Source organism: Streptomyces crystallinus (assembly GCF_039521265.1).
GTDB classification, from domain to species: Bacteria; Actinomycetota; Actinomycetes; order Streptomycetales; family Streptomycetaceae; genus Streptomyces; species Streptomyces crystallinus.
The window spans coordinates 40,371-66,838 of sequence record NZ_BAAACA010000038.1; the positions used below are offsets into that span (position 1 = coordinate 40,371).

Sequence of the window (26,468 nt, forward strand, 5' to 3'; positions counted from 1 at the left end):
GCCGGCCGGGTGGTGGCTAGAGCAGCCACCCCAGCACCCCGAGGAGACCCTCGTGGCGCCCGTGGCCGTACCGGCCGTCGTGGTCGTAACGACCGTCGTGGTCGTAGCGACCGTCCTTCTCGTAACGGCCCTCGTGGCCGTAGCTGCCACCCTTGTCGTAACGACCGTCGTGCTTGTCGTAACGACCGTCGTGGCCGTAGCTGCCACCCTTGTCGTAACGACCGTCGTGGTCGTAGCGGCCGTGTTCCCGGTGGTCCTTGTCCTTGCATTTCTCGCCGTACCCGCACGAAAGTGCCGCCGATGCCTGGGTACGGGCCGTCTGGGGGGCCGCCTGCGCGGCTCCGGCGACCGGGATGATCGCCACGGCGGACAGGGCGGCGACTACAGCTATGTGACGAAACGTCATTTTCGGTGTCTCCTGTGGTGGTGAACACGGACACCTTGGACGCTAATCGGACAATCCACACTTGTCGCGCTGAGCGAGCACACGGCTACTGCAAGTGAGTAATCGGGGGGGGGGTGCGACCTGCTGGCGGCCTGTCGGAAGGCGTGCGGCGCGGGGGTGACGGCCCCGGACAGACCAAGGCCCCGGAAGTGTGTACACCTCCGGGACCCCAGCAGGCGTTCATTCTCCTCTGCCCTACCCGCACCAACGACCGGCCGCCCGGAACGTCACGGCCATCTGCCGGATATGACGTCAAGTGATCAGTTCTGGCCGGAACGGTTTGCGGACGGTCTCGTTGTCCCGAATGCCCCTGGTGAACGATGCCCCGGACCGTATGCACCCGGTCGGTCCGGGCGGAACGGAGACCCCTGTGTTGACCGAAGACCCGGTGTCGCGGCGGCGCCCCACGCTGTGGCCCGGCCGCCCCCGGTGGAACGCCCCCGCCTCCACCCGGCGCGGTGTGCTGCGCGGCCTGTTCACCCTGACGGTCGTCAGCTTCACCGGCGGCACCCTCGCCCGGATCAACGCGGCCCCGCGCGCCGAGGCCGACCCGAACGACCCGGCCGCGCCCTGGAGCGAGGCCGACGGCGAGGCCTCCGCCGCCCGGGCCGGGCTGCCGGTCGCCTTCGACGAGACCTACCGGGGCCGCCGCATCCAGGGCCGCACGGTCCTCGCCGACCTGCACGCCCAGGTGGCGGCGGCGGCCTCGGGCCAGGTCCCCCAGCGCCCGCCCGGCACCCTCGCGGTGCTGCCGCACGCGGGCCCGGGCGGCACCAGCGCGGCCGGCGCCGGGTTCGAGGCGCTCATCGACGGCCGCCATCTGCATCTGATGCGCCGCGCGGACGGCACGTACATCAGCGCGGTGGACCACTACACCTCGTACGCCACACCGCTGGAGGCCGTCCGCGCGGCGGTCGACGTGCTGGGCCCCGCCCGCCTGGCCGCCACCCCGGTCCACGGCAACTGACGCCCCGCACCCGACAGGCCAGGTGAGACAACCCGCATGGTGTACATCCGCAAGAACCAGAAGAACCTCTCGAAGGCCGAGAAGAGGGCCTTCGTCGACGCCGTCCTGGAGCTCAAGCGCCGGGGCAGGTACGACCGGTTCGTGCGCACCCACATCGAGTACTTCGTCGGTGACGGGGACGAGGGGCTGCGCGTCGCCCATATGGCGCCCTCCTTCCTGCCCTGGCACCGGCGCTTCCTGCTCGACTTCGAACGTGAGCTGCGCAAGATCAACCCCCGTGTCACCGTCCCGTACTGGGACTGGACGCGGGACAACTCGCCCTCCTCGTCGCTGTGGGCCGAGGACTTCATGGGGGGCACCGGGCGCCGCGACGACCTCCAGGTGATGACCGGCCCCTTCGCCTACCGGCACGGCAAATGGACCATCGAGGCCGCGGTGACCGAGGACCCCTTCCTCACCCGCGACCTCGGCAACGTCCTGGGCCGCGGCAACCGCGTCGACCTGCCGCCGCGCGAGCACCTCAACGAGGCGCTTCGCGACTCCGTCTACGACGTCGAGCCCTGGAACTCGCTGAGCCCCACCGGCTTCCGCAACAAGATGGAGGGCTGGACGGACGGCGAGCGCACCGACACCCTGCGCACCCACAACCGCGTCCACCGCTGGATCGGCGGCACGATGATCGGCGGCGGTGCCGTCAACGACCCGGTGTTCTGGCTCCACCACGCCTTCGTCGACCTCATCTGGTCCCGCTGGCAGGCCCGCCACCCCAAGTCCGGCTACCGCCCGGCCCGGCCGCCCGGCGCCGACGACCCGCAGAGCGGGCGGGTGGCCGCGCTCAACGAGCGGATGCCGCCGTGGAACACCACCCCGGCGGCGCTCCTTGACCACCGCAAGATCTACAAGTACGCGGACTGACCGCGCGGGGTGTCCGGCCCCGGACACGCGTACGGCCCCCGGGAGGACCCGGGGGCCGTACGCACATCAACCGAGCCGTCGGGGACGGCCGGGCTCAGTGCCCGTAGCTGCCGCCGTGACGACCGTGGTCGCCGTGGTGGCCGCTCTCGTTCTCGCAGTGGTTGCCGAACGCCGGGTTGAGCAGGCCGATCACGTTGATGGTGTTGCCGCACACGTTGACCGGCACGTGGACCGGAACCTGGATCAGGTTGCCGGACAGCACACCCGGGGAGTGCGAGGCTTCGCCGTGCGCCCCCGCGTCGGCCGTGGCCATGCCGGCACCGCTCAGCGCCACCGCACCCGTTCCTGCGAGGACGGCGACGGTCTTCGCGATACGAGACATCAAGTTCTCCTTGTTTGTTCCAACGCTTCAGGGCCCCCGACGGCCGACGGCCACCGCGAAGCCGCAGTTGCCATGGCTAAACGCGCCCGGCGTGCAGAAGTAACGGAGGTTTACTGCGTCTGCTGATGCCGGGCCGCCCGTCGGCCCAGGGCCAGCACGGCACCACCGGTGATCAGCAGGGTGCCGCTGGCCGCGCCGAGGAAGAGCGGAAGCCGGTCGCTGCCGGTGTGCGCCATCTGCGGGGGCTTGCCGTGCTGGGGCGGCTTGCCGTGCTGAGGGGGTTTGCCGTGGTGCGGCGGCTTGCCGTGCTGCGGGGGCCTGTCGTCACCCGGAGGGGTGGGGTGGCCGGGGGGTGTGGTGTGGCCCGGGGAGGTGGGGTGGGTCGGCTTGGGGTGGTGGGGCTTGGGGTGGTGTGGAGGGTGGTGGGGGTGCGTGGGCTTGCCGGTCGGCTTGGGGTGGCCCGGGGTGGGGTGCGTGGGGGGTGTGTGCGACGGCTTGGGGTGGTGCGGGGGGTGGTGCGGGCCGCCGTGTTCCTCGCCGTAGTCGTCGCGGTGGCTGGTGCCGGTGCTGGTGCCGTGGGCGTGGTCGTCGTCGTGGCCGTGCCCGTAGGCGGGGCGGTCGCGCCCGTCGTGGTCATCACGGTCGTCGCGGTCCTGGCGGCCGTAGCCGTAGTAGTCGTCGCGGTCGTCGTGGTCGTCGCGGTCGTCACGGGGGCCCGACGCGGGGTCGGCGGCGGCCGTGCCGGTGTGAGCCTTCGGCTGTACGGCGAGCGGGGCGGCGGCCGGGCCCGGCTGGGCGGGGGAGTGGTTCCCGGCCGGATCGCCACTGGCCGCGGCCGCGCCGTACGCCGTACTCAGCGTGGTGACCAGGCCCGCCACCACGGCGGCCCGTGCGACGGAACCAGAGATGTTGTGCATGCCGAACAAACCCTTCGACAGGAATGCGGGGAGTAAGACCAGATGGTCATAGGAATACTCCGGGCGTCACGGGAAGGGCCGTAGCCGGGCGCGTGTCCGTACGGGATCGGCGTGCGGCAACCCGTCTAGCGCAAGTCGGATGATCTGTTCGGGTTCAGGGGTGTGGGTTCAGAAGTGCGGGTTCAGGGGTGCGGATCAGGGGCGGGTCCTCGTCTCCGCGTCCTCGAAGGCGCAGCGCTGGGACCGTACGCGGTTGTCGAAGTTGGAGTGCCCGAGCTCCGGCAGACCCACCGCGCGCAGCGCCCGGGGGCGGCTCAGCAGTTCGCGCAGCAGGGCCTTGATCTCGACGCGGGCGAGATGGGCGCCCAGGCAGTAGTGGGGCCCGCCGCCCCCGTAGCCCAGATGCGGATTGGGTCTGCGGGTGATGTCGAAGGTGTCCGGGCGGTCGAACACGGCCTCGTCGCGGTTGGCGGAGGCGTACAGCAGCATGACCCGGTCGCCGGGCACGAAGGCCTGTCCGCCCATGACGTGAGGCCGCTTCACATGGCGGCGGAACTGGATGATGGGCGTGGAGAAGCGGACGATCTCGTCGACGGCGGTGTCGGCGTACCGCTCGAAGTCGCGGGTGAGCAGGTCGCGCTGGTCGGGGTGGTCGGTGAGCAGCGCGAGCGCGTGCGCGATGGCGTTACGGGTCGTCTCCACGCCCGCGACCATCAGCAGAGAGAAGAAGGAGCCGAGCTGGCGGGTGCTCAGGGCCTGGCCGTCGACGTCGGCGGTGACCAGCGCGGAGATCAGGTCGCCGGTGGGGTGCCTGCGCCGCTCGCGGCCCAGCGCCGCGACGGTGAGCTGCATCCGGCCCAGCGCCCGCAGCCCGCGCCCGGGCACCCGGATCCGGGCCCGCAGCGTACGGGCGACGCCGGCGTTCTCGGAGGCGCGGTCGACCTGGCGGGCGATCTCGACGCGGCCGGGCTCGGGCACGCCGAGCATGTCGCAGATGACCTCGAAGGCCATGCGCGAGGCGGCGGCCGAGACGAACTCGTCGGCCCGCCCGGCCACCAAGTCATCGACGATACGGGCGGCGAGCGCGTTGATTCCCGCCTCGGCGTCGGCCAGGACGCGGGGGGTGAAGGCCCGGGAGACGACCCGCCGCAGCTGGGCGTGGCGCGGCCCGTCCAGATTGACCATCGAGTCGCCGAACACGGTACGCACCCAGCGGGGCGGCTCGGGCGCGGTGGCGCCCGGGGCGCTGGCGAACACCTCGGCCTGCCGGCTGGCCTCGACGACGTCGGCGTGCCGCACGAGGGCGTAGAACCCGCGCTCGGGCCGCCGCGCGCCGCGCCCGGCCCGCTCGACGAAGTAGGCGGGCCGCTCCAGCCGGCGCAGGTGCGCGAATGCGGCGAGGCGCTGTTCGCGGGGGAGTTTCCAGAAGGCGGGGTCGGCGAGATCGAAGGGGAGCCGGTCGGCGTGGCGCGCACTGCTCGTACGGTCCGCACTGCTCATACCGTCCGCGCCGCTCGTACCGTTCGTACCGTCCATAAGGCCGACGCCATCGAGCTTGTTGAAACTATCGAAGGACAATGTCCCACCCGCCATGAATGTCGCGAAGTCGCACGGTCGAAAAGTCGCACAAAAGTAAATTCCGCCCCCGGGGATTCCCGAGGGCGGAAGGAGAGGGGACGTCGCGCGCCGCCCGGCTCCGGTCAGCTGACCAGGTCGTGCCCGGCCTGGGCTGCGTCGGTCCCGGCCTTCACCGCGTTCTTGACGGCCTGCACCCGCTTGTCCAGCTTGTCTCCGACGATCTGCTGGGCCACCGGCTTCGCCTGCGTCCCGGCGACGGTGGCCGTGTGCGCGGCGCTGCTGATGGTCCGCCCGAGATCAAGCGCCTGAGCAGAGGGCGCCATTGCCGCCACCAACGCCGAACCTGCCACCGCAGTACTGAGAACTCGAGATACATTCATGCCCTTATCAACGCGATAACCGGGAAGAGGGCACGCCCCGGGCGGGGACGGGACAGGGGCGGGGAATTACCCGCCGTTTATGCGCCGGTCGGGCGTGCGGCGTTGCGCGCCGGGGTGCCGACGGTGATCTCCAGGCCGGCGGGCGTGACCCGTACGGATACGGAGGTGAGGTCGGCGAGCGTGACGTCCGCGTCGAGTTCGTCCGCCCGGTGGGTGCGGGTCAGGGCGATCGTCCGCATTCCGGCGGCGCGGGCCGAGGCCAGGCCGGCGGGGGCGTCCTCGACGGCCACGCAGCGGGACGGGGCGACGCCCAGGCGTTCGGCGGCCAGGAGGAACGGTTCGGGGTGGGGCTTGTGGTGGGTGATGTCGTCGACCGTGACCAGGTGGCGGGGGTGGATGCCGACGCCCCTCAGGCGCGCCTCGGCCACCCGGCGGGTGCCCGAGGTGACCACCGCCCAGCGGTCGGGCGGGAGCGCGGCCAGGAGTTCCGGGGCGCCGGGGACCGGCTCGACGCCGCCCGCCAGCGCGTCGGCGACCTCGGCCTCCTCGAGGCGGGCCACCGCCTCCGCGACCCGGTCGGCGGGCAGCAGGTCGGCCACGATCGCGGCGGCCGGGCGGCCGTGCACCTCCACGCGGGCCACGTCCTCCAGGGTCATGCCGTACGCCGCTGCCCAGCCGGTCCACGCCCGTACCACCGAGCGCAGGCTGGAGACGAGGGTCTCGTCGCTGTCGAAGAGGAGGGCGTCGGCTGAGATGTGCATGATCGGTGAGCCTAATGGGGCCGGGGGCGGGCGAAGGGTGCGGGTGCGGGTCGGCTGCCGGGGCCGCCGACCCGCTGCCCGTGGCCGGGCCCGGGCCCGGGCCCGTGCCGTCAGGCCGCCTCGATCACCGCTACCTCCAGCTCGTCCAGCCGGTCCCGTTCCGCGATGACCTCGATGTCGGTGATCGTCTCGTCCACGACCGTGAAGCGCAGCACCACGCGGAGCCGGCCGTACGGGGCCATGACGAGGCCGACGGACCCGTCGACCAGGGCCACTCCGGTGAACTGGGCGCGGCCCACCGCCGCCATCGCGGCCTTCGCGACCGTGACGGCGCCGCCCAGGAAGATGGGCTCGGGGCTGGGCACGACCGCCTTGTCGGCGCGCAGGACCACGTCCGGGTGGAGCAGGGTGACCAGGGCCTCGAAGTCGCCGCCGCGGGTCGCGGCGAGGAACGCCTCGGCGACCCGGCGCCGTCGCGACAGGTCCGGGTCGGGTGCGGCGGTGGCGCCCTTGACGCGGCGGCGGGCGCGGCTGGCGAGCTGGCGGGCCGCGGCCGGGGTCTTCTCGATCATCGGGGCGATCTGGTCGAACGGCACGGCGAACATGTCGTGCAGGACGAACGCGAGGCGCTCGGCCGGGGCGAGCGTGTCGAGGACGACGAGCAGGGCGTGGCCGACCGAGTCGGCCATCACCGCTTCCTGCTCGGGGTCGGGCCGCCCGTCCTCGGAGCCCGCAGCCGGGCCCGGGTCGACGTCGGGGGTGCCGGTGTCCAGGGGGTCCTCGCCACGGGTGCGGCGGGTGCGGAGCATGTTCAGACACACCCGCGCCACGACCGTCGTCAGCCAGCCGCCCAGGTTCTCGACCTCGCCGATGTCGGCGCGGCTGGCCCGCAGCCAGGCATCCTGGAGGGCGTCCTCGGCCTCGCTGAGCGAGCCGAGCATGCGGTAGGCCACCGAGCGCAGATGGGCGCGGTCGCTCTCGAAACGCTCCGTCAGCGTCCGCGTCTGCGCGGGCGTCTGCCGGAGCGTCGGCTCCGGGTCGGGCGCCTGCGTCGGCGTCTGTGCCTGCGTCGGCGCCTGCGTCGGCCTCTGCGTCGGCGTCTGCGCTATGGGCTCGTCCATCGGCCGCATTCCTCCGGTCATCTTCCGCCCTGTGCGGTGTGTCAGAGAAGTAGACCACCAGGAACCTGCTCATCTGCCAACAGGAGTCCGGCATTCCGGATGCCGTACGGACAAGTCGAGGAGCAGCGGCGTATGGCGTCCACGATCCTGGTCACCGGTGGTACCGGCACGCTCGGCGGCCACGTCGTGCCGCGCCTGCTGGAGGCGGGCCACCACGTACGGGTGCTCAGCCGCCACGCCCGCGAGGACGTCGGCGGCATCGAGTACGTCACCGCCGACCTGCTGCGCACCGAGGGCGTCGACCTCGCCGTCGAGGGCGCCGACACCGTGCTGCACCTGGCCGGCGGCCCCAAGGGCGACGAGCGGGCCACCCGCAACCTCGTGGCCGCCGCCTCCCGTGCCGGGGTGCGCCACCTCGTCTACATCTCGGTCATCGGGGCCGACCGGGTGCCGCTCGGCTGGTTCGGTACGAAGAGGGAGTCCGAGCAGGCCGTCCGGGCGTCCGGGATCCCGTGGACGGCGCTGCGCGCGGCCCAGTTCTACGACCTGATCCTGCTGATGGCGCAGAAGATGTCCCGGCTGCCGGTCGTCCCCGTCCCGGCGGGGCTGCGCTTCCAGCCGGTGGACGTACGGGATGTGGCGGACCGGCTGGTGCGGCTGACCCTGGACGTGCCGACCGGGCAGGCGCCGGATCTGGCGGGGCCGAGGGAGTACGGGATGGACGAGCTGCTCCGTACGTACCTCCAGGCGCGCGGTACGCGGCGGCTGCTGGTTCCGGTGCCGATGCCGGGGAAGGCGGGGCGGGCCTACCGGGCGGGCGAGAACCTCTCCACGGACGGGACGGCGATGCGGGGGGAGCGGACCTGGGAGGAGTTTTTGGCGGAGCGGGTGCGGTAGGTCCGTGGGGAGAGCGCGCCTTTTTCGCTGTGCGTCGGCGACTCGGTCAGTCCCTATCCCCCCTTCCCATGCGGAAACCGCATGAGGGGTTGGTAGGGTGAGGCGTATGGGACTGGGGTTGGAGGAGTCGCTGCGGCTGACGGTCGCGGCGCTGATGCAGGCGACGGGGCAGTCGCAGCGGGACCTGGCCGAGGTGCTGGGCCTGACGCAGACCCAGGTGTCGCGGCGTCAGGCGGGCACCACCGCGTGGAGCCTGCGCGACTGCGACGTACTGGCCGCGCACTACGGCATCGGCCCCCTGGACCTGCTGGCCGGCCCGACCCGGGCGTGCGAGGCGCTGCCCGCGGCGGCGCGGCGCGGCGGCGGGCGGGGTGCGAGGAGCGTGCGGGACGGGGTGGTGGGCCGGTGAGCGGCTTCGACGCGATCGACTCGCTGCTCGCCTCCGTCGGGCCCGAGGCCGCGCTGCCCGCGCCCGAGCAGCGCCTGCGGCTGCGCGAGGCCGCGCGCCTGTCCAAGGCGCAGGTCGCGCGTGCGCTCGGGGTGAGCCCGTCGACGGTAACCGGGTGGGAGACGGGGCGCGACCCGTCGGGTGAGGTGCGTACGCGGTACGCGTATCTGCTGGAGGGGCTGCGGGAGCGGCTGGAGGAGCCGGAGCCGGAATCGGAGCCCGAGCCCGAGGCCGAGCCCGCGACGGTGGAGGACGTCGACGACGACGTCGAGTCGCTCGGCTCGCCCGAGCCGTGTGTGCTGTGCGGGCGTCCGGCGCGGCAGCGGGTGGCGGGGTTCGCGCAGCATCTGGATGCGGGGGAGTGCGAGGCCGAGGCACCGGCGGCGGCTCCTGAACGTACGGAGAAGGCGGTTCCGGCCACCCCGGCGGCTCCGGCCCGTACCGGGAAAGCGGCCGACGCAACGCCGCAGCCCGCAGCGGCGGCGCGCCGCCCTGGATCCCCGTCCGCCAAACCGCCGACCCGGCGCGCCTTCCAGCCCGCTCGCCCCGAGCCTGCCGACCTCGTCGCCCAGGCCGTGCGCGCGGTGCTCGCCGAGTGCGGGGGCGATGTGGAGGCGGCGACGGCCGCGCTGGTCAAGCGGGCCATTCCGGATGCGATGCGGCTGCTGGACGAGACGCGCAAGGGGGCGCGGTACGACATCATCGCGCACCCGTGGATCCCGGACGTGCTGCGCAAGCAGACGGCCAAGGGGGCCGACCAGATCTGGGAGGCGCGGCCCAAGTGGACGCGGCGCGAGCTGCCGCCGGGCGAGCACGAGGTGACGGCGCTGGACATCAACGGCGCGTACCTCTCCGCCCTGAAGACCCACCTCCCGCTGGGCCAGCTGGAGCACTCCACCGGCTTCGCGCACGACCGGCGCCGGGCGGGCGTCCACCTGATCACGCCGCCGGTGTGGGAGCACGAGGACGTCCTGCCCAACCCGATCGGCAACCGCGACGAGCCCGGCCCGCTGTGGGTGACCGAGCCGACCCTGCGGCTGCTGCAACGCCTGTCGGGTCCGGCGTACGGGCTGTGCGAACCGCCCGAGATCCACGAGTCGTTCACGTCCGGGGCGACGGAGAACCTCCTGGAGAAGTTCCGTGTCGCCCTCAAGGACGCGCGCGAGGCGGCGCTCGCGGAGGGAGACGAGGTGACGCTGGAGTACGTGAAGGCGATGTACTCCAAGTTCGTCTCCACGATGGGCGAGTCGAACTACAACCGGGAGCTGTACCGTCCGGACTGGATGCACATCATCCGCTCCCAGGCGTTCGCGAACCTCTGGATGAAGGCGTACAAGGCGCACGACGAGGGCCTGGCGGTGGTACGGGCGATGGGCACCGACGAGCTCCATGTGATCGGCGACTGGCGCGGGGTGTTCGCGGAGGGCCGGGGCGTGACGGAGGTCAAGGTCAAGGACACGTACACCGCTGGCGCGGTGGGTGCGGAGGGCTGAAGTGCCGGAACACAGCCATGAGTTCGGCAAGTACGGGGCGCGGGGCGTCAAGGGCAGCGAGGCCGTGTCGCGGGTCCTGGACTCCCTCGCGGGCGGCATCGCGACCCCGGTGACGGTCAGGCGTGGCCTGATGGCGCGGCTGCACTATCTGACGCGTACGCCGCACGCGTGGGCGGCGGCGCGGGAGGCGGGCCTGACGGTGACCGACCGTACGGTGAGGGCGTGGCTGGCGGGCACCCGTAACCCGACGGCGGCGAACCTGGAGCGGATCGACCGCGCGTACTGGACGGTCCGCCGCCACAACGTGGCCCGCCACCTGCTGCGCCGCCTCAACTCGGCGGGCGGCACCCGGGTGGAACTCCACCCCCTGAACCAGTCCCAGGTGCCGCGCCCGCGTCAGCGGGTGGTGGAGTACCGGGCGCTGAACGTACGCCGCTGGGACCGGATCGTGGAGGCGTGGGCGGCGGCGGACGCGGAGGCGTTGGACGGGGCGTGGACGGATGTGATCGAGGATCTGGGGTCGCAGTGGGGGCAGTATGAGTATGTTACTAATGTGGGGTTTGCGGCGTGACCGATCCCCAGCCGGGGTAGTTTCGACAGGCGTGCGTCACGGCTGGGTGAGGAGGACGGCGGCCCGCCGGGACAGGGCGCGTGCCTCGGGGACCTGCTGATGGCGTGCCAGGCGGACGCACATGTCCTTTGCCGCGTCGCGGACACGGACGGACCGGACGCCTTCGGCGCAGTCCAGGAACTCGGTCCAGACGGCGAAGGCGCCATCGAGGTCGCCCTGCTGGAGGTGGATCTCCCCGAGGTGGCCGAGCACGGCCGCACGGGAGCGGCGTCGGTCGAGCCCGTGGATCTCCAGGGCGGTGTGGAGCTGTTCGCGGGCGCCGGCCAGGTCGCCCATCCTGGCGAGGATCGTTCCGGACGCGTGGGCCCAGCGGCCGATCGTGAAGTGGGAGGCCCAGGAGTCGCCGGTCGGTGCGGTCGCGCTGCGTTCGATGTGTGTCTGCGAGGCGGACAGGGATGCGCTGGCGAGTCGGTGGTCACCGTTGAGGGCGGCGGCCTCGGCCAGGGTCGATTGGTAGTAGGCGATCGCCCGGGGGTCGTCGAGGTGCCGGGCGTGGTCCATGCACTTCTCCGACAGGGCCAGTGCCTCCGCCCGGTGCTTGGGGCCGAGGCCGATGGCCTGCACGGTCAGGCCGCGCAGGGCGGTGGCCGCGAGTTCCTGCTCGCCCGATTCGTCGGCGAGGCGATAGGCATGGGCGTAGTAGTGCCGGGCGAGAGCCTGATGCCCGGTGTCGTCGCCTTCGTCCTGGGCCATCCAGCCGATGAGGTGGGCGAGTTGGGAGGCGGCCGCGTACAGCTTCTGCCCGATGGCCTCGGTGTAGCGGCCGTCCAGCCAGGGGCCCGCGCTGCCGGTGAGGTAGTCGATGGCGACCTTCTTGGCGTGTCCGCCGCCGTACTCGGCCGCGCTGTCGCCCAGTGTCCGCACCATGCGGAGGATCGCGGACACCTCCCCCTGACCGACGCGTACGGCCGTGGGGGACGAGTCGCGTACGCGACGCGTGATCGCGTCGGGGTCCGGCACGCCGAGCAGGGACAGGGCCGCGCCGCCGGAAGTGGCAAGAAAACCCCTACGGTCCACGTCGCTCCTCCCAAGAGCCAGAACTGAAGCCACGGTATCGACGGCGGGGCCGATCGGCTCCCGGGTGTCTGGCGACCGCTCCGACTGCGGGTTCAGGAAGCTACTCCCGCAGCTTGTCGTGCCCGAGGGCGATCAGGTTGGTGAGGGCGTGCGGCGCGCACACGCAGCCCGGCTCGCGCGGCGGCAGGGTCCAGTGCGGACCGGGCCGGGCGGTCAGGTCGACACGCGGTACCCCCAGCCACGTCCCCGGGCGCAGGCACTCGACGTCCGGCACGCGCCAGTCGACGTGAGTTCCGGGTGGGACCAGGGCGTAGTACCAGACCCCCACGCCGTACGCGTCGTGGATGACGGCCCCGCCGCCGGGCAGGGTCTTGGCGAGGAACGCGGCGACGGCGTCGGGGTCTTCGCTGCCCACGGCGGCGTGGACCAGGGGCGCGGGGAGACGGATCGCGTCGAACTTGTCGCCGGTCGGTACGAGGGCGATGCCTACGGCGAATTCGCGTCGAGCCTGCGCGGGCACGGGGTGGGCGGAGGCGAGCCAGTCGGTGATGGCTCTGGGGGTCCGGTTCATCATGGCGTGATCACCCCGGCCCCGGCCGCTTTGGCGCAGTCGGCGTGCGCGTAGCTGGTGTGGTCCCCGCCCGTGTCGGCGACGAACATGCGGGTGATGGTGTCGGCGCCGGGCTCTTTGCAGACCTCGCAGCGCCGGTACCGCGCTGGGTCCTCGGGCTCCTTGGGATCGGCGGGGCGAGGGCCCGGTACGCCAGACGCAGCGTCCGTAACGACGCGGCGGCGCTCGAGACCCCCAGCAGTGTGGCGACGGGCCATGGTCGGCTCCATGTCATCGGGGCTGGTGCCGACAGCGTCCACCCATGCCAAGGCGCCGACTATCACGGCATGGTGATAGTCGGGGCCAAGGATTCGCGCAGGGTTATGCGCCCAGCCATGAGCCGTACGACAGGAACGAGTCCGGGAGTTGGCGCTTTGCCGCTTCCAGCCCGGAGTACGTCTCGCGGACCGTGGGGTGATACCTCGCCTGCTGCGGGGCTGCCTTGCGCGCCTTCAGCAGGTTGCGGAACGACTCGGCGAGGTCACCCGTCCACATCTGCGCCCGTGCGACCTCGGCGTAGTGATGGCTTCGCCGGGACGCCGGCCAGTCCGCCGGGATGGCCAGCCCCCGTCCAGCCTCCGCTGCTTCCCCGTACTCGTCCAGCTCGGCCAGCACCGAGACCCGGTGGACACCGACGTTCGTCGGCCCGAACGACAGCCAGTGCACAGCAACGGCCTCCCCCGTGGACTCGGCGAGCCTCTCCGCCTCGTTCAGGTGGCCGGTTGCTCGATCACCGTCCTTCGAGCGGCCTGCCATGACCGCGGCGCCGAGGTGCAACTGCCCCGTCAACACATCGCGGTCCCGGCCGACCTCGGCCTGTTCGAGCGTGCGCAGGCCGAGGTCGACTAGTCGCTCCCCGGTGCGGTACTGCCCGGCACGCATGTAGGTGAGAGCCCGCATGTACCGGTACATGCCGCCGACGACCGCGTCCGACCCGCGCTGCGCGGCCCAGTCCATGCGGGTGAGAGCGATCGTCGCCAGGTCGTAGTAGCCGAGCTTCGAGGCGACGTCGTACGCCGTGCGGTAGGTGCTGGCGAGCAGCAGCCAGGCGTCCCGGCTCGGCGCGGCGTGGGCGGCCGTCGTCGCCTCCTGGATCAGTCCTGGGACTCGGCTCGCGACCTGCTTGATCTCGCCCGCCCGCACGGCGACGAGGAGCGCTTCCGCGTCGTCGGCCAGGAGCCGATGTGCGCGGGGCGTGATGTCCGGGTCGGCCCCGAGGTCGTAGACGTCCAGGGCCTCGCGGATCGGCCGTATCAGCACGTCCAGCTCGTCGGCACGCAGCTCGGCGACGTACGGCTGCCCGGTGACCGTGGAGACCTCGACCCCGAGGGCGCGGGCGACGGCGGCCGCCACATACGGCGAAGTCGGGATGACGCCCTGTTCCGTCTTGGTCAGCGTGCTGTAAGGGACGAGGGAGAGGTCGGCGAGGGCCCTCTGGGTGAGGTGCCTTTCGGCGCGCAGGCGTTTGATGCGTGCGCCGGTGTGGTCATGCGGGACAGCGTGCATACTGAACTCCGTTCTGACTCGACACCAGAACGCTACTCGCGGTTGGCTCCGCGGGGCACGCGTAGCCCCATCCCCCGCCGGGGTGGGGCTTTCGTCTTGAGGAGACGGACGTGGCTGATGACCTGTCCGCGGTGGCGCACTTCCTGTACGAGGCGGGCACGCTCAAGCAGGCGCGGCGCACGGGATGGTGGATGGCCGGCGTCCGCGACCCGGAGAGCGTCGCCGAGCACTCCTGGCGCACCTCCCTCATCGCCACGATCATTGCGAAGCTGGAAGGTGCCGACCCGGCCCGGGCCGCGTTCCTGGCGGCCTGGCACGACACCCAGGAGACGCGCACCGGGGACGTCAACTACCTCGGCAAGAAGTACTGGGCGGGCGCAGACCCCCGGGCGGTGACTGCTGATCAGACGGCTGGCATGCCGGACGTGCTGGCCTCAGCGGTACGGGACCTCGTCGACGAGTACGAGGCGAAGGAGTCGCCCGAAGCCGTCTGCGCGCGCGACGCCGACAAGCTGGAGTGCATGCTCCAGGGCATCGAATACCGCGCACAGGGCTACGAACACGCCCAGCGCTGGATCGACAACAGCCGTGCCCGCCTCGTCACCGACACGGCAAACCGTCTGGCCGACGAGCTGCTGAGGCAGAACTCGCTGGACTGGCTGCGCACGGCGCTCGGGGAGAAGGACGGCTGACCGCGTCCACGTCCCCTGTTTCCCCGCCACCGCTGAGCGTCTCGGCGGTCCACGTGGGTCTTCTCTGTGAGGCGGACGTACTGCTGCGGATGGCCAGTGACATCCACGAGGCCAGTGGTACGGAAGACCTGATGCGGCGTACGGAGGTGGTCCGGCAGGTTCTCCGTGACTTCATCCGGGCCTCTGCGGTGAAGTGCCGGTAGGCGGTGCGGTGTTCTCCGGTTGTCACGGCGTGACAGCGCGGCCGAGCGGAGGCGGCCGCAGCGTCCCGCCCGGGGCCTCCCGACCCGCTCCGAAAAAAACTCTCCCGATCGTGTCACGTTCCCCCGCCCCCACGTTTCAAAGAACCAGAGCCACCAAGAAGCGCGGCTCGGCCCCGCCGTACGAGGGTGGGGCAGGTACAGCGAGTTCTGGAGTGAAGCGTCATGGCGAAGCCCGTCCTGGTCACCGGCGGTACCGGCACCCTCGGCAAGCACGTCGTCCCGCTGCTGCGGCAGGCCGGGCGTACCGTGCGCGTGCTGAGTCGGAATCCGCGGGAGAGCCGCGACAGCGGTGTGGAGTACGTGGGGTGTGACCTCATGGCGGGGGAGGGGATCGACGCCGCCCTCGACGGGGTCGAGACCGTTCTGCACCTTGCCGGGGGGCCCAAGGGGGACGATGTCGCCACCCGGAATCTGATGGCCGCCGCCGCCCACGCGGGCGTCAAGCACGTCGTCTACATCTCCGTCATCGGCGCCGACACCGTCCCCCTCGGCTACTTCCAGGCCAAGCTCGGCGCCGAGCGGGCCGTCGAGGAGTCCGGTGTCCCGTGGACGACGTTGCGCGCGGCGCAGTTCCACGACCTGCTGCTGACCATGGCGGAGAAGATGGCCAAGCTGCCGGTGATCCCCGTTCCGGGCGGTATCCGGTTCCAGCCCGTCGACTCGCGGGAGGTCGCCGCACGGCTGGTGGAGCTGACGCTCGGCGAGCCGCAGGGGCTGGTGGCGGACCTCGCCGGGCCGAAGGTGTACGGGATGGGGGACGTCAACCGTACGTATCTGAAGGCGCGGGGCAAGCGCCGGCTGATGATGCCGGTACGCGTGCCGGGCAAGGCCGGGAAGGCCTACCGGGCGGGCGTCAACCTCTCCCTCGACCACGCCCTCGTCGGCACCCGCAGCTGGGAGGACTTCCTCGCCGAGCGCGTGGCCGAGAGTGCTGTATGAGGGGGCTGCTCACTGGGCCCGCAGGCGCCCGCTCAGCCACGCCAGCGCCGGCGGGATCTCCCGCCGCCAGGTGTTGAAGTTGTGCCCGCCCGTGTCGAGCGTGATCGAGGAGACGCGGGCGGGGGCGCGCACCTTCGCGATGAACTGCTGGGTGGCGCGGTAGTTCGTCTCGCCGTGCTTGGACGTCGTGACCAGGAACGACGAACGCCCCTGCGGCAGATGGTCCAGGCTCCAGAGCAGGTCGGCGCGCTTCTTCTCCGCCTTGTTCCCGTGGAAGAGGTCGCCGGAGTCGCGGTCCACCTCCGCGTTGTAGTCGGCGGACAGACCGACCCCGGCGGCATACGCCTCGGGGTGCTGGAGGGCGAGTTTGAGGGCGCAGTAGCCGCCCGTCGAATCGCCCATGAAGCCCCAGTTGCGGGCCGCCGTGCCGACCCGGAACGTTCCCGCGATCGCCTTGCGGAGGTCCTTCGCGAAGAACGTCTCCGTCTGCGGGCCGCCGGGGATGTCGATGCACTGGGTGTTGCGCGGCGGCGCCACCGTGGGCCGCATCATCACCAGGATCATCGGCTGCATCTTCTTCTGCTTGACCTGCATCCACGCCGTCTTGGGGTAGCGCAGGCCCTTCAGGAGGTTCTCGGCGGTGCCGGGGAAGCCGGTGAGGACGACGGCCGCGGGGAACTTGGTGTGCTCGTACTCCTTCTGGAAGTACTCCGGCGGCAGATACACATACGCCGGGCTGACGATCCGCGACCGCTCGCCCTGTACGGAGATCTTCTGCACCTCACCGCTGAGGTGCGGCGACCCGGAGCCCGGGACGCCGACCTCCTGTTTGGCGACCAGCTTCACCCCGGGGTTGCCGATGGCCTGCGTGCCCAGCACGCCGACCCCCGTCTGCCGGCCGAACAGGTCCGCCCAGGACCCGTAGAAGAGGAACGTGCGGTTGGCGGCGAGGCCGACCGAGGAGAAGACCAGCACCTGGATCGCCAGGACCAGGCCCACCCTGCCCAGCACCGGCAGCACCGCCCGCCGCGCCAGGAACGGCCACAGCCAGATGGTGGCGGCGAACAGCAGCAGGGTGCAGGCCAGGGCCAGCAACAGAACGGTGGTACTCGTCAGGCCCATGAACCGTGAAGACTCTCTGTCGGATGGCCGGATAGCCGGATGGCCGGATGGCCGGATGGTGAACGGGGGTTCCTTCCGCCCAGTTCTACCGTCCGGTCGGTGCGCACCCCGGTAGATGGCGTTCGCGGGCGATCCGTTCCCGAGGCCGCCGCCGGGCGCCGTGCGCCCGCTGGCTATGATCCCCAACTCCCGACGAAGACGCAGACGAAGACAAACACGAAGACAAACACGAAGACAAACACGAAGACGACGCTGGAGGATGATGTGGGCGAACGCCATGTCCGTACGGTCGAAGTGCCCCTGGCCGAGGGCAGCGACGAGACGATACGCGTCCAGGTCCGCGAGGTGGACGAGAGCCTGGTACGGGTAGGCCGGGGCGACGGCTCCGTCAACCGGGCCCAGCGGACGTTCGGTCAGATGCTCGACACCGTACGGCCCGTAGCGGAGAGTTTCGTGGGCCGGTTCCGGGATCTGGCGAACTCGCCCGACGAGATCACCCTCGAATTCGGGGTGTCGCTGTCGGCCGAGGCGGACGTCGTGATCGCCAGCACCGCCACGGAGGCCAATTTCTCCGTGACTCTGACCTGGAACAGGAGTGACACACGGGGCGGCACGGCCGACGATACTCCGTAAGGGAGTTGACCAGGTGTCCCGCCAACCCGGGGGCGCGAGGACGCGGAGGTCGTGGTGACGGGGGCGCGGTCGCGGAGCGCGGACGAGGTGCTGGCCTCGACGGTCGTACGGATCACGGGGCGCGGCGGCGCGGTCTGCGGCGCGGGCGCCCTCGTCGCCCCGGACCTGGTGGTGACCTGCGCCCACGTGGTCTCGGACGCCCTGGGGCTGTCCCGTCAGGAGAACGTGGCGACGGGAGCCGTGCTCACCGTCGACTTCCCGCTGGCCGGGGCCGGGGCCGGGACGGCCGGGCCCGTGATGCGTGCGACCGGGGCCGGGGCGGCGGCCGAAGCCGAAACAGGGGCCGGCCACGACGACCCTCCGGGCTCCGCCCGGCCCCCCGCCCCCGCCCTCGCCCTCGCCACCGTCGAACACTGGATCCCCACCCGCCCCGACCGCACCGGCGACATAGCCGTCCTCCGCCTCCCCGAGCCCGTCCCCGGCACCGAGCCCCTCCCCATGGCCGACCCCGACACCGTCTGGGAACACGGCGCCCGAGCCGTCGGCTTCACCGGCGGGGAGCCGGGCGAGGTGTGGTTCCGGGGCAAGTTCAGCGGGGCCACCAGCGAGGGCTGGATCCAGCTGTCGCGGGCCGACGGGCAGAGCGCCCACGTCCGGCGGGGGTTCAGCGGCAGCCCCGTCTGGGACAACGAACTCGGCGCCGCCGTCGGCCTCGTCGTGGCCGCCCAGCCCGAACAGGACGCCCAGCAGGCCTTCGTTCTCAGCACCCGCACCCTGCTCAGGGAGGTGCCCGCGCTCGCCGTCGTCATCAGCCCCGCCTCGCCGTTCCGGGGGCTCGCCACCTTCCAGGAGAGCGACGCGGACGTCTACTTCGGCCGCGACGACGACATCGACGAGGTCGTCCGCGCCCTGCGGGGCGAGCACCGGGCCGTCACGCTGTACGGGCCGTCCGGCTCGGGCAAGTCCTCGCTCGCCCTGGCCGGAGTGGTCCCCCGGATGCGGCAGGCCGGATACGACGTGCTGGTGGTGAACGCCGGGCGCATCGCCTCCCCCCGGGCCGCGCTCGCCACCGAGCTGTACGAGCGGATACGTTCCGGGGCGTACGGGCTGCCCGCCCGGGCCTCCGGCGCCGACCAGGTCGAGGCCTGGCTCACCTCGCTCGGCCTGGCCGACACCCTCCACCGGGCCACGGGCACCTCCTCCGGTCGGCTCCTGATCGTCCTGGACCAGGCCGAGGCCCTCCTCGACCGTACCGGCGACGAGCTGGACCAGGCCGCCGACCTGCTCTTTCCCGCGCACCCCGCGCCGAGGTCGCGCGTCCTGCTCACCCTGCGCTCCGACTTCATGGACGCGACGCTCAAGCACCCGCGCCTGGGCCCCGCCCTGCGCGCCGGCGCCACGCTCCCGCTCACCCCCATGACCCCCGACCAGCTGCGCGAGGTCGTCGTCCGGCCGCTGGAGCGAGTCCCGGCGGTGGCGTACGACCCGGGCCTGGAGCGGCAGATCCTGCACGACGCGGGCGGCGAGCCGGGCATCCTGCCGCTGCTCGGCTTCGTCCTGGAACAGCTGTGGGAGCGGCGGTCCGCCGGACGGCTGCGCTCGGCGGCGTACGAGGAGATGGGCGGCGTACGCGGCGCGCTGGAGCTCCACTCCGAGCGGGCCTGGAGCGACGTAGTCGGGATAGTCGGGCCGGGGACGCAGGCCGAGGGCAGGGAAGCCGAAGGGACGCGGGCCGAGGCGCTGCGGCTGCTCACCGGACTGGTCCGGGTCCACCCCGGCAGCGAGACCCCCCTGCGCCGCAGACTCACCCGGCAGGAGGCGGGCGAGGAGCGGTGGGCGCTGGCGCGGGCGTTCGCCGAGCGGCGCCTGCTCGTCCTGCACGGCGGCGAGAAGGAGCCGGAGACCGCCGAACTCGCCCACGAGGCCCTGGTCACCGCCTGGCCCGCGCTGCGCCGCCAGGTCAGGGCGGACGCCGAGTTCCTCGCGGGCCGGGCGGAACTGGCCCACGACCGCCGGCGCTGGGAGCGCGGCGGCCGCACCCCCGATCTGCTGCCCGGCCCCCGCCAGCTCGCCGCAACCGAACACTGGCTCAGCGGCGGCCGGGAGCGCGAACTGAGCGAGCGGGAACGGGAGTTCCTGGAGCTGGCCCGGCGCCGCCACCGCGACCGCCGCACCCGGCTGCGCGCGGCCTGGACCGCCGCCGCCCTGGTGCTCGCGCTGATCGCCGGGCTCGGCACCTTCCTGGTCTACCAGGCGCACGTCAGCGAGCAGCGCCGGGCGGAGGCCCGCTCGCGCGCCCTGGCCAGCATGTCGCGCGACCTCACCGGGACCGACCCGGGGCAGGCGGCCCTGGCCGCGATCGCCGCGTACGACATCGCCCCCACCCAGGAGGCCCGCAGCGCGCTGCTGCGCCGCTACGACCAGTTCAAGGACGCGGACTGGGTGCTGACGGGCACTCAGGGGAAGGTCGACGCGGTCGCGATGAGCGCGGACGGCACGGTGACGCTGGTGACGACCAAGGAGGGCCGCGCGACGCTGTACGTACGTTCCCGGGGCAGGGTCCTGCGCACACCGCTTCAGTTCCCGGACAAGGCCCGTGGCCCGATGGTGAGCGGGGACGGCCGGCGGATCGCCTACCTGGGGGCGAAGGACGGGACGCTGTTCTGGCACGACGTGGATCCGGCGGCCCGGGACGCGGAACACCTGCTGAAGAGCACGCGGCGGATCGACGGCGAAGGCCCCCTCAAGGCCCGCGCCGGGCTGTTCGCGGGCTCGGACGGCATGGCCGCCCTGTCCCCGAGCGGCGCCCGCGCGGTGGCGGTCGACGCCGAGGGGCAGCTGTGGCTGTGGGAGCTGCGCGCGGGTACGCGACGGCAACTGCCGCAGCCCGGGCCGAAGGCGCAGGCGGTCTGGTACGGCCCCGACGAGAACACCCTGGTGGCCCAGCGGCCCGGCCCCTCGCCCCAGGAGTCGACCATGGTCGCGGTCGACATCGGCACCGGAAAGATCCGCCAGTTGGCGGAACGGGCCAGTACGGACGGGAGCATCGCGCAGCTCGGCCTGTCCGGCGACGGCGGCGTCCTGGTCGTCTGCCGGGCGGGCGCCACCGTCAGCACTCCCACCTACCAGGCCGTCCGGGTCGCGGACGGCCGCCAGATCCACCGCCACACCGCCACCGCGCCCTGCCACGGCCTGGCCATCGACCGTACGGGAGAGCGGTACGCGGTGTTCCAGAGCGGCGGCTGGTATCTCGTCGACACCCGCCCGGGCAGGGAGGCGAAGCCGTTCTCCGGCCCCAGGACCGTGTCGCTCACCAACATGCGCCTACTCGGGCGGGGGTCGGCCCTCACCATGGCCGCCCGGGAGGACACCGCCATCACCGGGTGGCGGCTGGGGATGGACACCACCCATCTCACCAGCACGCCGGTGCTGCTCCACAGCGGCGACCGGATGCTCGCCCACCTGGGCAAGAACGGCGAACAGCTGGTGCTGATCGACTCGACCGCGACGGCATGGGACGCCCCCGGCTCCCCGAAGGTCCTCACCGAGGTGAAACGCGACCCGGCGACGGCCCCGCAGCCCCCGTCCGACCTGAAGATCAACCGGGCCGAGACCCTGCTGGCCGACCTCGTGGGCCGCACCACGGTGATGATCCGGGACACCGCCACCCTGCGTGAGGTGGCACAGATCAGCACCGCCGAGCCGCCCCTCAAGGAGGGCAAGCAGGAACAGGTGGAGTACGTGTTCACCGCCGACGACGAGCTCGTCACCGTCTCCGGCAGCCTGGTCGAGCACTGGAACGCCCGCACCGGCAAACGCCTGTCGCGGCCGTTCGAGGTGGGCGACGCGGGGATCAGCAAGGACAGGAACCCCAAGTTCAGGCTGTTCCGCCACCCCACGCCGGGCCATGTGCAGGTCATCATCTCCGGAGACCCGGCCGTACACCTCGTCGATCTGCGAACGGGCCACGAGGACAGGACACTTCACCTGGGATCCGACGTGATCGACGCGGGTTTCGACCGCAGCGGACGGTACGCGGCGGTGCGCACAGGCGGAGGCATGGTCGAGCTGTGGTCGCTACGGCCCGGCGGAGCCCCGCAGAAGGTGTACGGGCCGATCGGGCCGCTGAAGGACTTCGACGGCTACAAGGCCGGATTCGTGGGCGACACCTCCGAGTTCTTCCTTGCCAACGACACCTCCGTCCGCTTCCTGAAGCCCTCCGACCCCGGCAAGGTGCAGTCGTACGACTTCGACGCCTCCCAGACCTTCATCGCGGCCCCGCAGGACGCCAAGGTCGTGCTGCGGACCGGCCAGGACGCGCGGGTGGACCTGCTCCGCTTCGACCCCGGCCGCTGGAAGTCGCGCGTGTGCGAGGTGCTGGGCCGCGACCTCGACCCGGAGGAGCGCCGGAGCCTGGCGGGCGGCCTGCCGAAGCGGATCTGCCCGGCGCCCGACAGGCCCTAGGCCCGCTGCTCGAAGTGGCTCGGCCGTCCGTCCTGCTCGACGAGATGGCCGAGGGGGGCCGCCGCCGCGCTTGGCATCAGCGTCCAGGTGCCGTCCGCCCGCCGCAGCGCCGCCGAGTGCCACGGTGTGGTCCACGCGTCGGGCGCCTCCAGCAGGCGGATGCCGAACTTGGCGGCGCCCACCGGCTGCGGATGGATGGACAGGCGTACGGCGTCGCCGTGGTGGTCGGCGATCAGATCGCCCCAGGCGCGGCTGCGCTGGATCACGCCGTACGCCCGGAGGCGGCACTCGCGCTGGAGCGCCGACCTCGTGCCGGCGAAACGGGCCGTGTCCTCGACCAGGAACCGCGTGATGCCCCGGTACAGGGCGAGGGTCTGCTCGTCGGTACGGACCTCGGCGCGCAGGGCCTCCACGCTCGGGGCGTACCGCTCGTGGACGTGGGCGCGCTTGGCGGCGTGCGGCAGATCGCCCAGGACGTCACGCAGGTCGAAGACGGAGAGCCGGTCCAGTCCGGCGGCGGCGATGAGCGCGCGCAACTCGTCGGCGTACGCGTCGATGTGGTCGTCGGGGACGTGGACGAGGTCGCCGAAGACATGGCCGTCGGAGCAGATGACGATCCGGGCGCCCGGTGGGTATATCCGGCCGATGGCTCTGCACAGGGAGTCGAGGAAGCGGAGGGAGAGGCGTTCGCCCTGGTCGGGGAGGTGGCCAAGCACCTTGGCGGGGTTGGGGGACTTGCACGGGAAGCCGGGCAGGGTGAGGACGACGGGCGCCCCGGCACGTACGAAGGCGGAGATCTGGCGCAGCTGGTGGGGGAAGGCGTGCGCCCCCGGGGGCGTGTCCGGGCGGTCCGTGGTGCGGTGGTGCGGCAGCAGCAGATCGAGGATCGAGGCGCTCAGGCTCGTGGAGAGGCGGTCCGGCGCGGTCGTCGGCGCTGTCGTCAGCGACATGGTCAGCTCCAGGAGGGGATGTCAGGGCATGGCGGTATGGCGCCCTGGCGGATGCCGGGCGCCGTGAAGCCCCATAGGGGCGCGGGGAACTGCGCGACCAGCCCGAACCGGCCCGCAGCCGAATCACGACCCTTCCCGGCGAAGCCGGGGCCGCAGAGCCGGGGCTCAGGCGTCAGAAGGGACGGTCAGACACGACGGTCGTACGCGACCGGCAGCCGCGCCGTACCGCGACCGAGCACCGCCTGCACCCACTCCAGATCCTCGTCCGCGACAGCGAGCCGCAACCCGGGCAGACGAGAAAGCACCGTGCCCAGCGCGATCTGGAGCTCGGCCCGGGCCAGCGCGGCCCCCGGACAGAAGTGGATGCCGTGCCCGAAGGCGAGGTGCGGATTGGGGGAGCGGTCAAGAACCAGCGCGTCCGGGTCCTCGAACCGCCGGGGATCCCGGTTGGCCGCGCACAGCGACACGATCACCGAGTCCCCGGCGGGCACCACCGTGCCGTGCAGCTCGTCGTCCGAGGCGAGGAAACGCCAGGTGGTGAGCTCGAAGGCGCTGTCGTAGCGCAGCAGTTCCTCGACCGCGCGCGGCAGCAGCGCGGGGTCGTCGCGCAGCCGGACCAGCTGGTCGGGGTGGCGAAGGAGCGCGACGAGCGCGGTGGTGATCTGGTTGGTGACCGGCTCCTGGCCCGCCACGAGCAGCTGGAAGATCATGGAGTCGAGCTCTTCGCGGGTCAGCTCGCCCTCGTCGCGCGCCACGACGAGACGGCTCAGCAGGTCGTCGTCCGGGTGCGCGCGCTTGTGGGCGACGACCTCGGCTATGTACGACTGGAGCCCGTGCAGCCGCGCCTCGTACACCGGGCGCCCGGGGTCGGTGGGCCCGACCGGCTGGACCACCTTGCCCCAGTCGCGGTCGAAGCGCGCGGCCAGGGCGGCCGGCAGCCCGATGGTCTCGGCGAGGACCTGGAAGGGGAAGTGCGCGGCGAAGGCGGCGACCAGGTCGGCGGGGCCCGCCGGGGGCAGGGCGTCCACGAGCGCGTCGGCCAGCTCCTGGAACCGGGGCCGCAGCGCGTCCACGCGGCGCGGGGTGAAGGCGTCCGTCACATACCGCCGCATCCGGGTGTGCCGCGGCGGGTCCTGGTGCAGCAGATGCACCTGGAGCTGGGAGTGCTGCGGCTCGGGCATGATCGAGGCGCGCTCGCGCCAGCGGGCGTTGCCCCGGTCGTGGTTCTTGCCGAGGCGGTCGTCGTTCAGGGCGGAGTGGGCGGCCTCGTACCCGGTGACGAGCCAGGCGTGCACCCCGCTGGGGAACAGGACCCGGTGGATGGGCCCGTCCTCGCGCATCTTCTCGTACAGCGGGTACGGGTCACGCTTGTACGGGCAGCCCATCAGCGGGACGGGCTCGGCGGCGGCCCGGTCGGAGAGGGGCAGCGGTTCCTGGAGGGTCATGAAGGGCGCTCCTCAGAGGGCGAGTTCGGGCTGGTGGTGGTCCAGCCACAGGGCGAGGTCGACGACACGCTCCAGGCGGAGCCGGTGGCCCCACTGGAGCTGGTCGGGAGGGGTGTCCAGGCACGGCTTGATCTGCGTCTCGTCGGCGAGGTCGCGGACCGTGCCGCCGCAGGCGCCGAGCGCGTCGCGGGCCATGTTCTGAAGGCCGCGGTTGTAGTCGGGGTGGTGGGTGGCGGGGTAGTGGTTCTTGGGGCGCCACAGCACCGACTCGGGGGCCAGGCCCGCGCCCGCCGCGCGCAGCAGGCTCTTCTCGCGGCCGTCGAAGGACTTGAGGGCCCACGGGGTGGCGAAGGCGTACTCGACGAGCCGGTGGTCGCAGTAGGGGACGCGGACCTCCAGGCCCTGCGCCATGCTGAGCCGGTCCTTGCGGTGCAGGAGCTGGCGCAGCCAGCGGGTGAGCGAGAGGTGCTGCATCTCGCGCTGGCGGTGCTCTGTGGGGCTCTCGCCGTCGGCGTGCGGCACGGCGGCGAGCGCGCTGCGGTAGGTGTCGTCGCGGAACTCCCCGATGCGCAGGCCGAGATCCGGGTTGAGCGGCATCGCCGCCTCGTCGCCGGTCACCAGCAGCCAGGGGAAGGTGGTGGCGGCGAGCGCCTTGGGGTTGTGGAACCAGGGGTAGCCGCCGAACACCTCGTCGGCCGCCTCCCCGGAGAGGGCGACCGTGGAGTGCCGGCGGATCTCGCCGAACAGCAGATACAGCGAGGTGTCCATGTCGCCCACGCCGATGGGCGAGTCGCGGGCCACCACGACGGCCTTGCGGTGTTCGGGGTCGAGCAGGGCGCGCGGGTCCAGGACGACGGTGGAGTGCTCGGTGCCGATATGGGCGCCGGCCTCGGTCGCATACGGGGTGTCGTGGCCGGTGCGCAGCACGTCGCCGGTGAACCGCTCGGCCTGGTCGCTGTAGTCGACGGCGTACGAGCGCAGCCGGGCGTCCGGGCCCTCGCGCAGCCGCAGTTCGTCGGCGAGCAGGGCGGTCAGGACGGTGGAGTCGATACCGCCGGACAGCAGGCTGCACAGCGGTACGTCGGCTTCCAGCTGGGCGCGGGCGGCGGTGGAGAGCAGGTGGTGGACGCGGTCGACGGCGGTGTCCTGGTCGTCGCCGTGCACGCCCGCCGCCAGCTGCCAGTAGCGGTGCTCGCGCAGGCCGCCCCGGTCCAGCACCAGCAGGCCGCCGGGCTCGACCTCACGCACGCCCGACCACACCGTGGGGCCGGTGTTGAAGAGCAGGCTGTACGCCTCGCGCAGGCCGTCGGCGTCCACCCGGGGGTGGAGCTCGGGGTGGCGGAAGAGGGCCTTGGGTTCGGAGGCGAAGGCGAGGCCGCCGTCGACGGGCGCCCAGAACAGGGGTTTGACGCCGAGCCGGTCGCGGACGAGGAGGAGGCGCTGGGCGCGGGCGTCCCAGACGGCGAAGGCGAACATGCCGTCGAGGTGGTCGGCGAGGGAGGTGCCCCACTGGGCGTAGGCGCGCAGCACGACCTCGGTGTCGCTGCGGGTGTGGAAGGTGTGCCCCAACCGGCGCAGCTCGGCCCGCAGTTGGTGGTGGTTGTAGATCTCGCCGCTGTAGGAGAGGACGGCGGTGGGGGCGTCGGGGCGGTCGGGCATGGGCTGGACGCCGCCCGCCGGGTCGATGACGGCCAGGCGCCGGTGGCCGATCGCGGCGTGCTCGTCGAGCCAGACGCCGCCCGCGTCGGGGCCGCGCGGGGTGAGGGCCGCGGTCATGGCCTCGATGACGGGCGTACGGGCGCGGGCGTCGTGGGTGTCACGCGCCTCGCGGGTGTCGCGGAAGGACACCCAGCCGGTGATTCCGCACATGGGGCAACTCCAGGTTTCCAGGT

The 26,468-nt window shown here is 72.4% G+C and carries 24 protein-coding genes; 10 read left to right on the plus strand and 14 right to left on the minus strand.

The window, feature by feature from the left end:
• Nucleotides 1–16: 16 nt before the first annotated feature.
• The gene (locus ABD236_RS26400) at nt 17–406 is read right to left on the minus strand and encodes a hypothetical protein (RefSeq protein ID WP_344077623.1); all 390 of its coding nucleotides are present in this window, start codon (nt 404–406) and stop codon (nt 17–19) included.
• Nucleotides 407–815: 409 nt separating this feature from the next.
• On the opposite strand from ABD236_RS26400, the gene ABD236_RS26405 reads away from it, so the two are divergent.
• Together ABD236_RS26405 and ABD236_RS26410 are read left to right on the plus strand one after the other, a co-directional pair.
• Entirely contained in the window at nt 816–1,412 is a 597-nt protein-coding gene (locus ABD236_RS26405; protein WP_344077625.1) for a tyrosinase family oxidase copper chaperone, read from the plus strand.
• Nucleotides 1,413–1,448: 36 nt separating this feature from the next.
• Entirely contained in the window at nt 1,449–2,327 is an 879-nt protein-coding gene (locus tag ABD236_RS26410; protein WP_344077627.1) for a tyrosinase family protein, read from the plus strand.
• Between the two features lie 94 nt (nt 2,328–2,421).
• Here ABD236_RS26410 and ABD236_RS26415 read toward each other — a convergent pair whose 3' ends face one another.
• The 6 genes from ABD236_RS26415 to ABD236_RS26440 all read right to left on the minus strand — a co-directional run bounded on the left by ABD236_RS26415 (nt 2,422) and on the right by ABD236_RS26440 (nt 7,466).
• Nucleotides 2,422–2,709 (minus strand): chaplin, encoded by a 288-nt coding sequence (locus ABD236_RS26415; protein WP_344077630.1) that lies wholly within the window; start codon nt 2,707–2,709, stop codon nt 2,422–2,424.
• Nucleotides 2,710–2,819: 110 nt separating this feature from the next.
• A complete protein-coding gene (locus tag ABD236_RS26420; RefSeq protein WP_344077632.1) occupies nt 2,820–3,626 on the minus strand; it encodes a hypothetical protein in 807 nt (268 codons plus the stop codon).
• Nucleotides 3,627–3,821: 195 nt separating this feature from the next.
• Complete coding sequence (locus tag ABD236_RS26425; protein ID WP_344077994.1) at nt 3,822–5,126, minus strand: cytochrome P450; 1,305 nt, start codon at nt 5,124–5,126, stop codon at nt 3,822–3,824.
• Between the two features lie 200 nt (nt 5,127–5,326).
• Nucleotides 5,327–5,527: a hypothetical protein gene (locus ABD236_RS26430; RefSeq protein ID WP_344077634.1), complete on the minus strand. Its 201-nt coding sequence runs from the start codon at nt 5,525–5,527 to the stop codon at nt 5,327–5,329.
• 134 nt (nt 5,528–5,661) lie between these two features.
• Complete coding sequence (locus tag ABD236_RS26435; RefSeq protein ID WP_344077637.1) at nt 5,662–6,345, minus strand: HAD-IA family hydrolase; 684 nt, start codon at nt 6,343–6,345, stop codon at nt 5,662–5,664.
• A 110-nt stretch (nt 6,346–6,455) separates the two neighbouring features.
• The gene (locus ABD236_RS26440; RefSeq protein ID WP_344077639.1) at nt 6,456–7,466 is read right to left on the minus strand and encodes a sigma-70 family RNA polymerase sigma factor; all 1,011 of its coding nucleotides are present in this window, start codon (nt 7,464–7,466) and stop codon (nt 6,456–6,458) included.
• Nucleotides 7,467–7,598: 132 nt separating this feature from the next.
• Here ABD236_RS26440 and ABD236_RS26445 point away from each other — a divergent pair, with 132 nt between their 5' ends.
• From ABD236_RS26445 to ABD236_RS26460, 4 genes are all read left to right on the plus strand, one after another.
• On the plus strand, nt 7,599–8,363 hold the full coding sequence (locus tag ABD236_RS26445; RefSeq protein ID WP_344077641.1) for an SDR family oxidoreductase: 765 nt from the start codon (nt 7,599–7,601) through the stop codon (nt 8,361–8,363).
• Nucleotides 8,364–8,469: 106 nt separating this feature from the next.
• Nucleotides 8,470–8,772 carry a helix-turn-helix domain-containing protein gene (locus tag ABD236_RS26450; protein WP_344077643.1) on the plus strand — a complete coding sequence of 101 codons (303 nt, stop codon included), beginning with the start codon at nt 8,470–8,472 and terminating at the stop codon, nt 8,770–8,772.
• Nucleotides 8,769–10,304, plus strand: a complete 1,536-nt coding sequence (locus ABD236_RS26455; RefSeq protein ID WP_344077645.1) for a helix-turn-helix domain-containing protein — start codon at nt 8,769–8,771, stop codon at nt 10,302–10,304. Before ABD236_RS26450 ends, ABD236_RS26455 begins: the two co-directional genes overlap by 4 nt.
• A 1-nt stretch (nt 10,305) precedes the next feature.
• A complete protein-coding gene (locus ABD236_RS26460; RefSeq protein WP_344077647.1) occupies nt 10,306–10,875 on the plus strand; it encodes a transcriptional regulator in 570 nt (189 codons plus the stop codon).
• 36 nt (nt 10,876–10,911) lie between these two features.
• Here the strand turns inward: ABD236_RS26460 and ABD236_RS26465 are convergent, their stop codons facing one another.
• The 3 genes from ABD236_RS26465 to ABD236_RS26475 all read right to left on the minus strand — a co-directional run bounded on the left by ABD236_RS26465 (nt 10,912) and on the right by ABD236_RS26475 (nt 14,068).
• Nucleotides 10,912–12,048, minus strand: a complete 1,137-nt coding sequence (locus tag ABD236_RS26465) for an NsdA family TPR-like regulatory protein (protein ID WP_486387790.1) — start codon at nt 12,046–12,048, stop codon at nt 10,912–10,914.
• 4 nt (nt 12,049–12,052) lie between these two features.
• Entirely contained in the window at nt 12,053–12,526 is a 474-nt protein-coding gene (locus ABD236_RS26470) for a hypothetical protein (protein ID WP_344077651.1), read from the minus strand.
• A 357-nt stretch (nt 12,527–12,883) separates the two neighbouring features.
• On the minus strand, nt 12,884–14,068 hold the full coding sequence (locus ABD236_RS26475) for a helix-turn-helix domain-containing protein (protein ID WP_344077653.1): 1,185 nt from the start codon (nt 14,066–14,068) through the stop codon (nt 12,884–12,886).
• Between the two features lie 110 nt (nt 14,069–14,178).
• Here ABD236_RS26475 and ABD236_RS26480 point away from each other — a divergent pair, with 110 nt between their 5' ends.
• Nucleotides 14,179–14,760 carry an HD domain-containing protein gene (locus tag ABD236_RS26480; RefSeq protein ID WP_344077655.1) on the plus strand — a complete coding sequence of 194 codons (582 nt, stop codon included), beginning with the start codon at nt 14,179–14,181 and terminating at the stop codon, nt 14,758–14,760.
• 425 nt (nt 14,761–15,185) lie between these two features.
• Nucleotides 15,186–15,962, plus strand: a complete 777-nt coding sequence (locus ABD236_RS26485; RefSeq protein ID WP_344077658.1) for an SDR family oxidoreductase — start codon at nt 15,186–15,188, stop codon at nt 15,960–15,962.
• Between the two features lie 9 nt (nt 15,963–15,971).
• Here the strand turns inward: ABD236_RS26485 and ABD236_RS26490 are convergent, their stop codons facing one another.
• Entirely contained in the window at nt 15,972–17,084 is a 1,113-nt protein-coding gene (locus ABD236_RS26490) for an alpha/beta hydrolase (RefSeq protein WP_344077660.1), read from the minus strand.
• 264 nt (nt 17,085–17,348) lie between these two features.
• Here ABD236_RS26490 and ABD236_RS26495 point away from each other — a divergent pair, with 264 nt between their 5' ends.
• Nucleotides 17,349–17,717 carry a CU044_2847 family protein gene (locus tag ABD236_RS26495; RefSeq protein ID WP_344077662.1) on the plus strand — a complete coding sequence of 123 codons (369 nt, stop codon included), beginning with the start codon at nt 17,349–17,351 and terminating at the stop codon, nt 17,715–17,717.
• A 54-nt stretch (nt 17,718–17,771) separates the two neighbouring features.
• Nucleotides 17,772–22,181, plus strand: a complete 4,410-nt coding sequence (locus ABD236_RS26500) for an nSTAND1 domain-containing NTPase (RefSeq protein WP_344077664.1) — start codon at nt 17,772–17,774, stop codon at nt 22,179–22,181.
• Here ABD236_RS26500 and ABD236_RS26505 read toward each other — a convergent pair.
• From ABD236_RS26505 to asnB, 3 genes are all read right to left on the minus strand, one after another.
• Nucleotides 22,178–23,131: an L-tyrosine/L-tryptophan isonitrile synthase family protein gene (locus tag ABD236_RS26505; protein WP_344077666.1), complete on the minus strand. Its 954-nt coding sequence runs from the start codon at nt 23,129–23,131 to the stop codon at nt 22,178–22,180. The genes ABD236_RS26500 and ABD236_RS26505 overlap by 4 nt on opposite strands.
• Before the next feature lie 185 nt (nt 23,132–23,316).
• Nucleotides 23,317–24,576, minus strand: coding sequence for a cytochrome P450 family protein (locus tag ABD236_RS26510; RefSeq protein ID WP_344077668.1), 1,260 nt, complete (start codon nt 24,574–24,576; stop codon nt 23,317–23,319).
• A gap of 12 nt (nt 24,577–24,588) precedes the next feature.
• A complete protein-coding gene (gene asnB / locus ABD236_RS26515) occupies nt 24,589–26,445 on the minus strand; it encodes an asparagine synthase (glutamine-hydrolyzing) (RefSeq protein WP_344077670.1) in 1,857 nt (618 codons plus the stop codon).
• Nucleotides 26,446–26,468 lie beyond the last annotated feature (23 nt).

Coding starts and splice junctions, on each gene's coding strand:
- ABD236_RS26400 (WP_344077623.1), bottom strand. CDS start 406: ATGACGTTTCGTCACATAGCTGTAGTCGCCGCCCTGTCCGCCGTGGCG.
- ABD236_RS26410 (WP_344077627.1), top strand. CDS start 1,449: ATGGTGTACATCCGCAAGAACCAGAAGAACCTCTCGAAGGCCGAGAAG.
- ABD236_RS26415 (WP_344077630.1), bottom strand. CDS start 2,709: ATGTCTCGTATCGCGAAGACCGTCGCCGTCCTCGCAGGAACGGGTGCG.
- ABD236_RS26420 (WP_344077632.1), bottom strand. CDS start 3,626: ATGCACAACATCTCTGGTTCCGTCGCACGGGCCGCCGTGGTGGCGGGC.
- ABD236_RS26425 (WP_344077994.1), bottom strand. CDS start 5,126: ATGAGCAGTGCGGACCGTACGAGCAGTGCGCGCCACGCCGACCGGCTC.
- ABD236_RS26430 (WP_344077634.1), bottom strand. CDS start 5,527: ATGGCGCCCTCTGCTCAGGCGCTTGATCTCGGGCGGACCATCAGCAGC.
- ABD236_RS26435 (WP_344077637.1), bottom strand. CDS start 6,345: ATGCACATCTCAGCCGACGCCCTCCTCTTCGACAGCGACGAGACCCTC.
- ABD236_RS26440 (WP_344077639.1), bottom strand. CDS start 7,466: ATGGACGAGCCCATAGCGCAGACGCCGACGCAGAGGCCGACGCAGGCG.
- ABD236_RS26445 (WP_344077641.1), top strand. CDS start 7,599: ATGGCGTCCACGATCCTGGTCACCGGTGGTACCGGCACGCTCGGCGGC.
- ABD236_RS26450 (WP_344077643.1), top strand. CDS start 8,470: ATGGGACTGGGGTTGGAGGAGTCGCTGCGGCTGACGGTCGCGGCGCTG.
- ABD236_RS26470 (WP_344077651.1), bottom strand. CDS start 12,526: ATGATGAACCGGACCCCCAGAGCCATCACCGACTGGCTCGCCTCCGCC.
- ABD236_RS26475 (WP_344077653.1), bottom strand. CDS start 14,068: ATGCACGCTGTCCCGCATGACCACACCGGCGCACGCATCAAACGCCTG.
- ABD236_RS26485 (WP_344077658.1), top strand. CDS start 15,186: ATGGCGAAGCCCGTCCTGGTCACCGGCGGTACCGGCACCCTCGGCAAG.
- ABD236_RS26490 (WP_344077660.1), bottom strand. CDS start 17,084: ATGGGCCTGACGAGTACCACCGTTCTGTTGCTGGCCCTGGCCTGCACC.
- ABD236_RS26505 (WP_344077666.1), bottom strand. CDS start 23,131: ATGTCGCTGACGACAGCGCCGACGACCGCGCCGGACCGCCTCTCCACG.
- ABD236_RS26510 (WP_344077668.1), bottom strand. CDS start 24,576: ATGACCCTCCAGGAACCGCTGCCCCTCTCCGACCGGGCCGCCGCCGAG.
- asnB (WP_344077670.1), bottom strand. CDS start 26,445: ATGTGCGGAATCACCGGCTGGGTGTCCTTCCGCGACACCCGCGAGGCG.